The organism is Geodermatophilus saharensis, from assembly GCF_900188205.1.
Classification (GTDB): Bacteria; Actinomycetota; Actinomycetes; order Mycobacteriales; family Geodermatophilaceae; genus Geodermatophilus; species Geodermatophilus saharensis.
This window is the reverse complement of the sequence record NZ_FZOH01000002.1, coordinates 508058-520752: the sequence shown is the minus strand read 5'-3', so window position 1 is coordinate 520752 and position 12695 is coordinate 508058. Positions and strand designations below refer to the sequence as shown.

The window sequence follows — 12695 nt, the reverse complement described above, 5'->3', positions numbered from 1 at the left end:
CCCCGCACGGGACCGTCCGGTCCCGTGCGGCACGATCGGGCGCATGAGCCTCTCCGTCGGCGACGTCGCGCCCGACTTCAGCCTGCCCGACCAGGACCGCCAGGTCGTCTCCCTCGCCGACCTGCGCGACCGGCCGGTGCTGGTCGTCTTCTACCCGTTCGCCTTCTCCGGCATCTGCACCGGCGAGCTGTGCCAGCTGCGCGACGAGATCGCCACCTACACCGATGCCGGCGTGACGGTGCTGGCGATCAGCACCGACCCGGTGTTCAGCCTCAAGGCGTTCAAGGCGCAGGAGGGGCTGGACTTCCCGCTGCTGTCGGACTTCTGGCCGCACGGCGCGACCGCGCAGGCCTACGGCGTGTTCAACGACAAGGCCGGCATGGCGCTGCGCGGCACGTTCCTGGTCGACGCCGAGGGGAAGATCGCCTTCGCCGAGGTCAACTCCCCCGGTGACGCGCGCGAGCAGTCCGGCTGGAGGGACGCCGTCGCAAAGCTCGCCGCCTAGTCTGGGCGAGCGGGGCGCGTAGCTCAGCGGGAGAGCTCTCGCCTTACAAGCGAGCGGTCGCAGGTTCGATCCCTGCCGCGCCCACCTCCGCCGGGAGTGTCCGGCCGAGCCGTCGTCGCGGGGCGCCGGCAGGTGCCCCATCTGCGCCATGGTGGTCCCGTGACGGAGCCGCCGGCCTGGAAGGACCAGTACGCCCGGGAGCTGTTCACCTACGAGCGGCTCATGGCGCGCAGCATCCAGGGCAGTGCCGTGCAGTGGCAGGCCCCGAGCCTCGCGCTCACCGCACAGGCCTTCCTGCTCAGGATCGCCCTGGGCCCCGGCCGCGAGCCGTGGCCGACCACCGTCGTCTGCGTCGTGGGGGTGCTGATCACGGCCATGGCCTGGCAGCTGATGGGGCGCCACCGCTTCTACTCCCACCTGGACCGGGCGGAGATGCTGCGCCTGGAGGACGAGCTCGGCCTGGACCACATCTCCGACCGGGGGCGCCAGGCGGCCCGGCTCGTCCACGTCCGGCCGCCCCGGCTGGGATCGCTGAGCAGCTTCCGGGTCTGGAGGGTGGGCTTCCTGCTCGTCGCGGTCGTCGACGTCCTCGTCGCGGTGAGCGTCTGGTGGCGTCCCCGGTCACTCCTGGAGTGGCGGGTCACCACGGCGACGGTCGCCGTGGGGTTGCTGGCCGCGCTCGTCTGGCTGGGCCGCCGCGTGGTGGGCACCAGGTCCCGGGCCTGACGTCGAGTGGTCAGGCGTCGTGGTCACGGGCGCCCGGAGACCACGGACGACGACCGGTCGGGGGACCGGGCGCCTCCCGTCAGGCAGCGGCGGCCGGGCGGGAGGTGAACTCGGGGACGTCGGGGCGCGGGAACGCGGGCCGCAGTGCCAGCGGGCAGCGGAACGGGCGCCAGGTGCCCTCGGGCTGGGCGAGCCGGTCGGCGACCGCGTAGATGACCGCCGGGTTGTGGCCCATGCCCAGGTGGCTGGCGTGGACGGCGATGTTCTCGGCGTGCGGCGAGAGCCGGTCCAGGCACGCCTGCCAGGCGACGATCCCGTCCTGGTGGGAGTAGATCGACGTCGAGGGCACCTGCAGCGGGGTGGCCTCGGTCTGCAGCGGCAGCGTCCGCCTCTCCACGTGCAGGTGCGAGTAGCGCTCGAAGACCCGGTGGGCGCGGGTCTGGGTGTCGGCCTGCAGCGCGAACGGGCTGCCGAGGGTGATCACCTGGCGTACCGAGTCGGGCGTCTTGCGGGCCAGGTCGCGGGCGTAGATGCCGCCGAGGCTCTGCCCGATGAGGCTGACCGGCCGGCCGTAGCGGTCGCCGAGGTCCTCGATGCGCCGGGCCATGCCCTCGACGCACTCCGCGGTCGGCCCGATGTTGCGGCCCAGGCGCCAGCCGTGCACGCGGTAGCCGAGCCGGCGCAGCACGCGGCGCAGGGTGGTGGTGGACACGTCGTCGGCCATCAGGCCGGGCAGGACGAGCACCGGGTGCCCGTCGCCCACCGGCAGGCGGGGGAGCAGCGGGCGGGCCGCGAGGTAGAGGCCGTAGTCGGCGACCGCGCGGCCCACCTCGGTGAGGTAGAGCGGGAGGCCGGGACCCTCGAACTGCTGTCGTGACACGTCGACCTCCTCGCCGGCAGCCCCGTTGCCGCCGAACGGGGCGGTACCACTCTGGGGCTCCCGTCACACCTGACTGTTCCGGCGCGCGGCAGCAGCAGCGTGATCAGTGTGGCGCACACCACACTGGTCGCAGGGGTCCCACCAGCACGGCGCGCGAGGCTGCCGGGGCCGTGGAACCGTACGGTCGGCGGCGCGCGAGGCGCCGACGACGGCAGGAGGACGGCCAGTGGAGCAGCTCCCCGGGACGAGCAGGACGGTCGACCTCGGCGGTCCGGTGCACGTCGTGGACTACGGCGGTACCGACGGCGGCCCCGCCGTCGTGCTGGTGCACGGGCTGGGCGGCTCCCACGGCAACTGGGACCTGCTCGCGCCGCTGCTGACGCCGTCGGCCCGGGTGTGGGCGCTGGACCTGCCCGGCTTCGGCCGCAGCGAGCCCGGTGACCGCCGCGCGACCGTGCCGGCCAACGTGGCCGTGCTGCGGCGCTTCCTGCGCGAGGTGGTCGGCGAGCCGGCGGTGCTCGTGGGCAACTCGATGGGCGGGATGATCTCGCTGTTCACCGCCGCGTCCGCCCCCGAGGCCGTCCGGGCGCTGGTGCTGCTCGACCCGGCGCTGCCCGGTGGCCGGCGCCGGCTGGACCCGCTGGTGGCGGCCACCTTCGCGCTCTACGCGCTGCCGGGGATCGGCGAGCGGGTGCTGTCCGTGCGGCGGGCCCGCCAGACGCCGCTCACCCGCGTCCGCACGATGCTGCAGCTGGTCGGCGTCGACCCCGACGAGCTGCCCGCCCCCGTGGTCGACCGGGCCGTCGCGCTGCTCGAGCAGCGCGACGACGTCGCCGGCATGGACCGGGCGTTCCTCACCGCGGCCCGGTCGCTGCTGGGCATCCTGCTCCGCCCGCAGCGCTATCGGGACGCGATGGCGCGGGTGGGCGCCCCGGTGCTGCTGGTGCAGGGCGACCAGGACCGGCTGGTGCCGGTGTCGGCCGCGCGCGAGGTCGCCGCCGCCCAGCCCGGCTGGCGGTACGAGGAGCTGGCCGGCGTCGGGCACGTGCCGCAGCTGCAGGTGCCCGAGCGCCTGGCCGACCTCGTGCTGGCGTGGCTGGCGGAGGCCGCCGTCCGCGCCTGAGAGGCACTCCCGGGGGAGGTGCCATTGTCGCGACAACGGCACCTCCCCGGGCCGCAGGTCAGCGGGAGCGCAGCTCGGTCTTGAGCACCTTCCCGCTGGGGCCCTTGGGCAGCTCGTCGATGACGACCACCTGCCGCGGGTACTTGTAGGCCGCCAGCCGTTCCCTGCAGAAGGCGATGACCTCCTCCGGCTCGGCCGACGCCCCGGCCTTCAGGCTCACGAACGCCACGACCTCCTCGCCGAGCCGCTCGTCGGGCCGGCCGATGACGGCGGCCTCGAGCACGGCCGGGTGGGCGTGCAGGACCTCCTCGATCTCGCGCGGGTAGACGTTGAACCCGCCGCGGATGACCAGGTCCTTCTTGCGGTCGACGATGTAGAAGAAGCCGTCGTCGTCCTGGTAGCCGAGGTCGCCGGTGTGGAACCAGCCGCCGCGCATGGCCTCGGCGGTGGCCTCGGGACGGCCGAGGTAGCCCTTCATGATGTTGTGCCCGCGCAGCACGATCTCGCCGACGTGGTCCGGGCCGGTCGGCAGCGGCGCGTCGTCGGGGTCGACGACGCGCACCTCGCAGCCCCACAGGCGCTTGCCGATCGACATGACCCGGCGTTCCTCGGCGCTGCGGTTGAACGTGGCGACCGCGCAGGTCTCCGACAGCCCGTAGCCCTCGAGCACCGTCGCGGCGTAGGCGGCCTCGAAGCCCTTGATGACCTCGCCGGGGATGGAGGCGCCACCGGAGACGCAGATCCGCAGGCTGGACACGTCGCGGCCGGTGAGGTCGGCGTGCATGAGGGCCACGAACATCGTCGGCACGCCGCAGAACACCGTGACCCGGTGCTGCTCCATCGCGTCGAGCACCGCGCCGACCTCGAAGCGGGGCACCAGCACGAGGGTCGCCGCCGAGCGGACGGCGCAGTTCATGACGCTGGACAGGCCGAAGACGTGGAACAGCGGCAGCACCGCCATGGCGACGTCGTCGTCGCGGTAGGCGAAGGTCTCGGCCGCCACCGAGGCGGCCATGTAGGCCTGGAAGTGGGTGAGCTCGGCGCCCTTCGGGCGGCCGGTCGTGCCGCTGGTGTAGATGACCACCGCGGTGTCCTCGGGGGACATCTGCTCGACGTCGGCCGGGTCGGCGCCCTCGCCGTCGGCCACCAGGGTGTCGAAGGGCGTGGTGTCGGCCGGCAGGGAGTCCGCCGGGGCGCCGGGGGAGGCGACGACGTACACGCGGACCTCGCCGGCCTCGGCCGCGCCCTTGACCGCCTCGTCGGCGAACGCGTCGACGGTGATCAGCGCCTTCGCCCCGCTGTCGCTGAGGTGGTAGGCGACCTCCGGCGCCTTGAGCAGCGGGTTGAGCGGCACGAGGGTCAGCCCCGCCTTGAGCGCGCCGAAGTAGGCGAGCACGAACTGCGGCACGTTGGGCAGCTGCAGCGCCACCGAGTCGCCCCGGCGCAGCCCGGCCGCGCGCAGGCCCGCCGCCACCTGCCCCGACAGGACGTCGACCTGCCGGTACGTGAGCCGCAACGGGCCCATCAGCAGCATCGGCTTGTCGGGGTGGGTGAGGGCGGACTCGCGCAGGATGGTGGCGAGGTTGAAGCTCATGGCCGCTCCTGGGCTGTGACGGGAGTTACACCCGGTCCAGTACCGCGACGGGCCGGGCTCAACCCTGTGCCAGCGCCACCACCTCGTCGAGGCCGGCCTGCAGGTCGGCCACCAGCCCGGCGGGATCGGTGACCGCGGCCGCGTCGAGGTTCATCCCGATGCAGCACTGCCCCTCGTGCGACAGCAGGGTGATCATCGCCGCGCACCCGGGCAGCGGGCCGAAGGGGTACATCCGGTCGATGCGCGAGCCGGCGATGTAGACCGGGTGGGTCACCCCCGGCACGTTGGACACCTGGACGTCGTTGGCGCTGGTCAGCTGCCCGGAGACGGCGCCGATCACCGGGGCGGGCAGCCAGCTCAGCGTCGGGGCGAGCAGGTCGTTGAGCACGCTGGAGCTCGCGTCGCCGCGCACCGACATGACGAACTCGCGGATCGCCCGGATGCGGACGGCGGGGTCGGCCTCGTCCAGCGGCGCCGGGAAGCGGGCCCCGGTGAACCGGTTGCCGCCCTCGGGCGCGTCCTGGGCGCGCAGGCTGATCGGGATGCCGACCGCCAGCGTGCCCAGCGGCGCCCCGTGCCGCTGGTGGTAGCGGCGGAACCCGCCGATCACCGCGGCGAGGTAGCCGTCGTTGAGCGAGCCCCCGGCGGCCTTGGCGCCGGCCTTGAGGTCGGCCAGCGGCACCTCGAGCACCTCTAGGTGCCAGCCGCCGCCGCGCGGGGTGAGCAGCGTCGAGCCCGGCCCCGGCGGGGTGAGGGTGCGGCCGGCCGAGCGCGCCGAGCCCAGCGCGGAGCTGACCAGGTCCCACGGCCGCGCGCCGGAGGCCAGCGCGCCGACCCCGCGGCGCAGCACCGCCATCGGCGCCGAGCGGGCGGTGCCGACGAGCTGCTCGGTGAGCAGGCCGGTGCGCGAGACGCCGTCGTCGGGGAGGGGGACCGGCGGCTCGGGGCGGGCCGGGTCGTGCTCGGCGGTGCGGCTGTGCAGCCGGCTCATCAGCTGCACCGCGCCCAGCCCGTCGGTGGTGCTGTGGTGGGTCTTGACCACGTAGCCGGCCCGCCCGTCGGAGAGCCCCTCGACCAGCATCGCCTGCCACAGCGGCCGGTCGCGGTCCAGCGGCGCGGACACGAACTCCCCGACGACGTCGAGCAGCTGCCGCATCGAGCCGGGCTCCTCCAGCCGGACCCGCCGCACGTGCGCGTCGAGGTCGAGCTCGGGCACGGTGACCCAGCGCGGCGTGCCGATGCCCAGCGCCGGCTCCACCACCCGCTGGCGCATCCGCGGCACCATCCGCGAGGCCCACTCGTGGGCGTTGCGCAGCCGCTCCCAGTCGGGGACGGGGTCGAGCAGCTCCAGCAGGGCCACGTTGGCGCGCAGCCGCGGGTCGGCCACCTCCGCGCGCCACATCGCCGTCTCGAGGGGGTTCATCTCCGGGGCGCTGCCCCAGGCCAGCGGCGGTGCGGGCACCGGGCTGGGCTCGCCGGCGGTGGGCTCCTCGCTGACCACCGGGCGCTCACCGCGGCCGCCCCAGTTCGCCAGGGTGCGCAGGTACTGGTCGTGCACCTCGGCGACCCGCTCGTCGAGCTCCTCGACGGTCCAGCCGTCGGTGGGGACCGGTGGCAGCACGCGCACCTGGACGACGCCGGGGTGGATCACCGAGGCGCCCCGCCACATGAGCTCGCCGGTGTTGCGCAGCACGATCGGCACGATCGGGACGCCGGCCTGCATCGCGACGTGGAAGGCGCCCTTCTTGAACGGGCCGAGGGTCGGGGTGGCCGAGCGGGTGCCCTCGGGGGCGACGACCAGCGAGATGCCCTCGCGCAGGCGCTCGACCGCGGGCTCGAGGGCCCTGCGGGCCTGCGCGGGGTCGCCGCGGTCGACGAAGGCGACGTCGGCGAGGCGGAAGGCCAGCCCGAAGCCCGGGGTGCGGGCGAGCTCCTTCTTGGCCACGCCGGTGAAGCCGCCGCGCAGCAGCTTGGCCAGCACCAGGACGTCGAGCTGGCTCTGGTGGTTGAACAGGAACACCGCCGGCCGGGTGGCCAGGTGCTCGGCGCCCTGGACGTCGACCCGGACGCCGGCCAGCGCGCTGCCGAGTTCCCCCGCGAGGGTGATGCCGAGGTCGACCGCCTCGCGGCGGGAGCCGCCGAGCGCGCCCACGGCCACGCCGGTGGCGAAGCCGCCGATCATGCCGCCGAGGCCGGCGACGGTGCGGGCGACGTCGACCGGCGAGGCGCTGCCGCGGCGGCGGAAGCGGGCCACCGGCCAGGAGTAGTGCCGGGCGGCGGCGGCCAGACCGCGGCCGGGGTTGAGCGCGCGGGCCCGCCCGACGGTGCGCAGGAAGGGCACGTCCTCGTCGCCGTTGGAGTAGGCGTAGCTCTGCAGCAGGTCGATGCCGTGCTCCTCGGCGAAGGCGCGCACCGCGGCGGCCTTGCCCTTGCGCCACAGCAGCGGCCCGCCCGGGCGCCCGGTGCACACGCCGTCGACGATCTCGACGGGGGAGACCAGCACGTGCTGCACGCCGAGGGCGCGCGCGGCCGGCTCGACCTGGAAGCGGGTGGCCGAGGAGGCCAGGACGACGGTGTGCCCGGCGTTGAGGTGGGCGGTGACCAGGCGCCAGGCCTCCGGGTACAGCGAGCCGGCGATGCCCTGGACGAACAGCCGCTCGCCGAGCTCGACCAGCTCGTCCTCGCTGCGGCCGGCCCAGGCGCGCATGCCGGTGATCGTGAACCGCTCGAAGTCCTCCTCGGTGGTGACCCCGCGCAGGCCGGACAGCAGCAGCTGGCCCAGCGCGTTCGGCGTCACCTCCAGCGAGCGCAGGTGGTGGCGGGCGAAGGCGGCCAGCGAGTAGCCGTCGATGACGGTGCCGTCGAAGTCGAAGAACGCGCCGACCCGCGGCCCGGGGGGCGCGGCCTCGACGTCGGCGATCAGCTGCTCCTCGGTCCAGACGTTGCTCCGGGCCATCGCCGCGGCGTTCTCGCGCAACCCGCCGGTCGGCGTCTGCTGGTCGGCCGTCACGGCTCCACCCCCACGTTCTCCCGCCGCGCCGCGGCGTCCAACTCGTCGATCACTCCTACTCGGCCGACGACGTCGCGGACTTGAGCGGCCCACTCCTGCCGCCGGCGCGCGAGGTCCTCCCGGCCGGGGTCGACGAGGTCGAGGTTGGCGGCCAGCTGCAGCGCGCTGCCGAACAGCTCGCGCGAGAGCGACTCCGGCCCGTGCAGCCGGCCCTGCAGCAGCATCTGCTGGCCCACTCCGCTGCACTCGGCGAGGAACTCCGCCTGCACCACCGGCGTGCGCGGGTCGCGGGCGGCCAGCCGCTCGGCCACGACCAGCTGCGCGTCGACGAAGGAGCGCAGCACCCGGTGGGCGAACAGCAGCGGCGCCGCGCAGAGCACCGCGCGGCCGTCGGCAGTCTCCCAGTGCGGGTCCAGCCGCTCCAGCTCGCCGGTCAGCCGCTCGCGGTAGGCCTCCCGCTCGGGGAAGAAGAACTCGAACTTCAGCAGGTCGCGCAGCCGGAACGCCTCGTCCCACCGGTCGACCGGGTCGCGCAGCATCACCAGCTCGGCGATGGCCCGGTCGACGACGTGGTGGATGGCGCTGTTGCGGTAGAAGGCGGCGACCAGGTGCTGGCCGCGCTCGATGGCGTAGACCGGCTCCTCGCCGCCCTCGTAGACGGTGACCACGCCCTGCTGGGCGAGGGCGCCGAGCACCCGCTTGACGCCCGAGGGAGTGGCCAGCGCGGCGCCGGAGTGCGGGCGGCCGGTCTCGGTGAGGTAGGCCAGCAGCGGCTCGAGCACCCGCTGCACCTGGCCGAGGGTGAGCGCGCGGTCGCGGACGCCCAGCAGCGCCAGGGTGACCAGCGCCGTCGCCGTGGCCGGGGTGACCGAGTTGATGCCGACGGCGACCTGGAAGGCGACCTTCTGCAGGGTCAGCCGGCGCGCGTCGGGGTCGGCCGGGTCGGCGCCGTTGCGCAGCGCCGCCGCCAGCGACAGCGGCTCGGCGAACCCGACGTGCACCGTGCCCAGCGGGGTGCGCACCTGCTCGCGGATGTAGGAGGCCATCCACGACAGCCCCTCGCCGCGCTTGGCGGCGCCCCCCTGCTCGGCGGCCATCCCGGTGACCTCGCGCAGCTGGTCGTAGGTGATCGACACGGGGACGACGTAGGCGTCCTCGACCCGGCCGCGCTCGACGGCGTCGGCGACGTAGCGCAGCAGCCCGTGCCGGGGCGGGCGCAGCTTGCCGGTGCGGGTGCGCCCGCCCTCCATGTACCACTCGAGGTTGAAGCGCTTGGCCAGCAGGAAGGCGAAGTACTCGCGGACGGCGAGCTTGTAGACCTGGTCGTCGCCGAAGCTGCGCCGGATGAACACCAGCCCGGCGCGCTTGGCGACCGGCCCGACCGGCCAGAACCGCAGGTTGTCCCCGCCGAGCACGTGGTTGCGCGGAAAGTCGTGCGCGGCGAGCACGTCGGCGAGGACCAGCGGGTCGACGTAGGAGCGGTGGCTGGGCAGGAACACCAGCGGGTGGCGCCGGTTGAGCTCGCGCAGGTCGTCGAGGCGGGCGGTGTCGGCCTGCACGTCCCAGGCGCGGGCGTGCACCGGCCGCAGGAAGGCGGTGAACAGCTCGACGGCCATCGGGTCCATCGCCGCCACGAGCCCGCCCAGGTCCTCGACCGCCTCGGCGTAGACCTCCTCCTCGGGCCGCTCGAGGCGCTCGGCCAGGGCGGCCACCTCGCCGCGGAACTCGGGGCTGTACTGGATCGCCTCGGCCACGTGCCGGGGCACCTTGGCCCGGTCGCCGACGACCTGCCGCTCGGCGCGGTCGAGCGCCAGCTCCGCCTGGCGGGCGATGAAGGCGGGCAGCGCGCCGCTGCCGTCCCACCGCCGGGTCAGCTCGGCGACGGTGGCCGGCTCGGCGACGACCACGCGGGCGCGGTCGGGGTCGCGGCGCAGCGCCGCGGCCTGCAGCGCGGCGGGGGGCCGGCGCAGCAGCGAGGGCCGCGCGTCGTGCAGCCGGCCGCGCCGGCTGCGCCCGGGGGCGGAGCCGGCGGGACGGCGCGGGGTCCACGCCACCCGGACCGCGGTGACCACGGTGTCGGTCGAGGCGGCGGCGAGCGCCTCGTGCAGGGCGGCGCCCCGCAGCGGCAGCACGGTCGTCCGGTCGCCGTCGGCGGGCAGCGCCTCGGCCACCAGCCGCCGCTCCACGTCGCTGGTCACGTCGGCCAGGACGATCGTCGGGACGTCGACGTCCACCAGCTGGGTCATGGGCACCTCTCTCCGGGGTTCCTCCCGGCCTGCTCGGGCTGCTGCCGGGTCCCCGGCCGGCGGTTCCGCCGCGGGACGCCGAGCCTGCCGGTCCGGCGTCGCGCGGGGAAGGGCGCTCACCCCGAGCGCAGGGTGGCGCGCAGCGCCTCCAGGCCGGTGTAGCGCGGCTGCCAGCCCAGCTGCTCGCGGGCCTTGGTCGTGTCCATGATGGCCGGGTGGCTGGCCGCCTCGACCCACTCGGCCGCCGGCGGCAGGAACGGCAGCCGCGACACCGCCCGCGCGGCCAGCTGCGCCGGCGCGGCCGGCAGGGGGAGCGGCAGCGCGCCGTACTCGCGGGCGACGTCGGCGGCGGTCAGCACGCCGTCACCGGCGATGTTGTAGGCCCCGGGCGGGCCGGCCGCGACGACGCACTGCAGCAGCGCCTGGCCGACGTCGTCCTCGTGGACGAACTGCAGCGGCAGGGCCGGCACCGCGACCGGCAGCGGCACCGGCAGCCGCCGGGTGCTCTGCTCGGCCAGCCAGCGCCCCAGCGGGGCCAGCGGGCCGGGCAGCAGGTCCTTGGCGCCGACGGTGTGCGGGCCGAGCACCACCGGCGGGCGCAGCAGGTACAGCGCCAGCTCCGGGTGCGCCTGCGCCTCGGCCTGCAGCAGCTGCTCGAGCTCGGCCTTCTCCTGCGCGTAGAACAGCCGCGACGCCGGCCGCACCGGCCACTCCTCGGTCATCCCCACCGGGTTGTCCCGGTGGAAGCCGTAGGCGGCCAGCGAGGAGGCGTAGACGAACCGCCGGGCGCCGGCCGCCGCGGCGGCGCGGAAGGCGTTGAGCGTGCCGTCGACGTTGATGGCCCGGGTCGTCTGGCGGGAGGCGTTGCCGGTGATGAGGAACGCCAGGTGCACGACGACGTCGGCGCCGGCGAACGCCTCGCGCAGTGCCTCGGAGTCGCGGACGTCGCCCTGGCGGTACTCCATCTTCGTCCAGCCGCGGGCGGCCGGGTCGAAGGGACGGCGGGCGATGCCCACGACCCGGCGCACGCGGTCGTCGGCCTGCAGCAGGGGGACCAGCCCCTCGCCGAAGGTGCCGGTGGGGCCGGTGACGGCGACGGTCAGGTCGGTCTGGGGAGCGGTCACGCGGGTTCCGCTACCCGACCCCTCCGGCGGTGAACCCGCTCACCGGGCCGCCGCGGCCGGCTGGTCCTTCGCCAGGGCGACCAGCTCCTCGATGCCGCGGCAGATGCCCTCGGACAGCACGTCGACGTCGGGGAAGGCGTCGAAGTCGGCGTTGATGCCGAAGGTCATCCGGTCCAGGTAGCTGAAGATCCCGATGGAGACGCGGGTGCCGCCGGCGATCGGCACGTAGGGGTGCGACGAGACCATCCGCCGGCCGAGCACGTACAGCGGGACGCGGGGGCCGGGCACGTTGGTGGTGACCGCCTGGCACCAGAACTGCCCGGCCTGCATGGACGCGCGCACGCCGAGGGCGAGCAGCGTGGGCGCTGTGTAGTCGCCCATGGCGATGATCGAGCGGGCGTCGACGGCCTGCATCGTCCGCTTGTACTCGTCCATCTGCCGGCGGACGGCGGCCAGCCGCTCCACCGGGTCGGGCTCGCCGACGGGCAGGTCGACGAAGACCGCCGTCACCTGGTTGTTCAGCGCGCCGCGCTCGTTCTCCCTGCGCACCGAGATCGGCACCATCGTGCGCACGACGGTGTCGGCGCCCAGCGCCCCGCGGCCCTGCAGCAGGTCGCGGAAGCCGCGGGTGATCGCGGTGAGCACGACGTCGTTGACCGTGCCGCCCAGGGCCGTGCGGGCCGCGGCGAGGTCGGCGAACTGGGCGTCGGCCCACGCCCACCGGCGGTGCGGACCGATCGGCCCGGTGAGCGTGCGGGCCAGCGGGGTGAGCGCCTGCCGGGCCAGGGCGGGCAGGCTCGCCGCGGCCGCGCGGGTGCTCCGCACCAGGCTCCTCGCCCCGGAGCCGACCGACTCGGGGCCGGGCAGCGAGGTGAGCTGGCGCAGCGGCACGGTGACCGTCTCGGCGACGGCGCCGGCGGCCATGGCCAGCCCCGAGGGGGTGCGCTGCGGCGTCCAGTCGGCCGGCGCCGGGTGCTCGGCGGCCGGGTCGAGGTCGAACATGACCTGCATGAGGTCGGTGCCGGCGACGCCGTCGACCATGCAGTGGTGGACCTTGGAGATGAGCGCCCAGCGGTCGTCCTCGAGGCCCTCGACCAGCCACACCTCCCACAGCGGCTTGGCCATGTCCAGCCGCTGGCCGAGCACGCGCCCGGCGAGGTTGCGCAGCTGCTCGCGGCCGCCCGGCTTGGGCACGGCGGTGTGCCGCACGTGGTAGAGGATCTGGAAGTGCGGGTCGTCGACCCACAGCGGCCGGCCCAGGTTGAGCGGCACCTCGCGCACCCGCTGCCGGTAGCGCGGGACCAGGGGCAGCTTGCTCAGCAGCAGCCGCACCAGGTCGCCGTAGGACGGCGCCGGGCCCTCGAACACCGACACCGAGCCCACGTGCAGCGGCGCGTTCTCGGTCTCGGCGTAGTAGAAGCCGGCGTCGGTGGCGCTCAGGCGGTCCACGGGTCTCTCCTCGGCTCGACGAGACGGATGCGTCCGGT

At 75.1% G+C, this 12695-nt stretch carries 9 protein-coding genes and 1 tRNA gene; 4 read left to right on the top strand and 6 right to left on the bottom strand.

Features of this window, described 5'->3' with window-relative positions:
• The first annotated feature begins 43 nt into the window (after positions 1 to 43).
• The 3 genes from CHC04_RS06785 (at position 44) to CHC04_RS06775 (ending at position 1231) form a co-directional block, all read left to right on the top strand.
• Entirely contained in the window at positions 44 to 505 is a 462-nt protein-coding gene (locus CHC04_RS06785) for a peroxiredoxin (RefSeq protein ID WP_089403096.1), read from the top strand.
• A gap of 12 nt (positions 506 to 517) precedes the next feature.
• Positions 518 to 589 (top strand) — tRNA-Val (locus CHC04_RS06780).
• Positions 590 to 664: 75 nt separating this feature from the next.
• Entirely contained in the window at positions 665 to 1231 is a 567-nt protein-coding gene (locus tag CHC04_RS06775; protein WP_089403095.1) for a hypothetical protein, read from the top strand.
• 79 nt (positions 1232 to 1310) lie between these two features.
• On the opposite strand, the gene CHC04_RS06770 is transcribed toward CHC04_RS06775, so the two are convergent.
• Positions 1311 to 2111, bottom strand: a complete 801-nt coding sequence (locus tag CHC04_RS06770; protein WP_089403094.1) for an esterase/lipase family protein — start codon at positions 2109 to 2111, stop codon at positions 1311 to 1313.
• A 226-nt stretch (positions 2112 to 2337) separates the two neighbouring features.
• On the opposite strand from CHC04_RS06770, the gene CHC04_RS06765 reads away from it, so the two are divergent.
• Positions 2338 to 3234 (top strand): alpha/beta fold hydrolase, encoded by an 897-nt coding sequence (locus CHC04_RS06765; protein WP_245817034.1) that lies wholly within the window; start codon positions 2338 to 2340, stop codon positions 3232 to 3234.
• 58 nt (positions 3235 to 3292) lie between these two features.
• On the opposite strand, the gene CHC04_RS06760 is transcribed toward CHC04_RS06765, so the two are convergent.
• The 5 genes from CHC04_RS06760 to CHC04_RS06735 all read right to left on the bottom strand — a co-directional run bounded on the left by CHC04_RS06760 (position 3293) and on the right by CHC04_RS06735 (position 12657).
• Positions 3293 to 4828: a long-chain-fatty-acid--CoA ligase gene (locus tag CHC04_RS06760; protein ID WP_089403093.1), complete on the bottom strand. Its 1536-nt coding sequence runs from the start codon at positions 4826 to 4828 to the stop codon at positions 3293 to 3295.
• 58 nt (positions 4829 to 4886) lie between these two features.
• Positions 4887 to 7838: a wax ester/triacylglycerol synthase family O-acyltransferase gene (locus tag CHC04_RS24500; protein ID WP_217897202.1), complete on the bottom strand. Its 2952-nt coding sequence runs from the start codon at positions 7836 to 7838 to the stop codon at positions 4887 to 4889.
• The gene (locus tag CHC04_RS06745) at positions 7835 to 10084 is read right to left on the bottom strand and encodes a glycerol-3-phosphate 1-O-acyltransferase (RefSeq protein WP_089403092.1); all 2250 of its coding nucleotides are present in this window, start codon (positions 10082 to 10084) and stop codon (positions 7835 to 7837) included. The genes CHC04_RS24500 and CHC04_RS06745 overlap by 4 nt, the downstream gene beginning before the upstream one ends.
• Before the next feature lie 116 nt (positions 10085 to 10200).
• Positions 10201 to 11208: an NAD-dependent epimerase/dehydratase family protein gene (locus CHC04_RS06740; RefSeq protein ID WP_089403091.1), complete on the bottom strand. Its 1008-nt coding sequence runs from the start codon at positions 11206 to 11208 to the stop codon at positions 10201 to 10203.
• A 39-nt stretch (positions 11209 to 11247) separates the two neighbouring features.
• A complete protein-coding gene (locus tag CHC04_RS06735) occupies positions 11248 to 12657 on the bottom strand; it encodes a WS/DGAT/MGAT family O-acyltransferase (protein WP_089403090.1) in 1410 nt (469 codons plus the stop codon).
• Positions 12658 to 12695: the final 38 nt, after the last annotated feature.

Bases quoted from the DNA above. Each gene is read 5' to 3' on its own strand.
- CHC04_RS06760 (WP_089403093.1), bottom strand. From the start codon at position 4,828: ATGAGCTTCAACCTCGCCACCATCCTGCGCGAGTCCGCCCTCACCCAC.
- CHC04_RS06785 (WP_089403096.1), top strand. From the start codon at position 44: ATGAGCCTCTCCGTCGGCGACGTCGCGCCCGACTTCAGCCTGCCCGAC.
- CHC04_RS06745 (WP_089403092.1), bottom strand. From the start codon at position 10,084: ATGACCCAGCTGGTGGACGTCGACGTCCCGACGATCGTCCTGGCCGAC.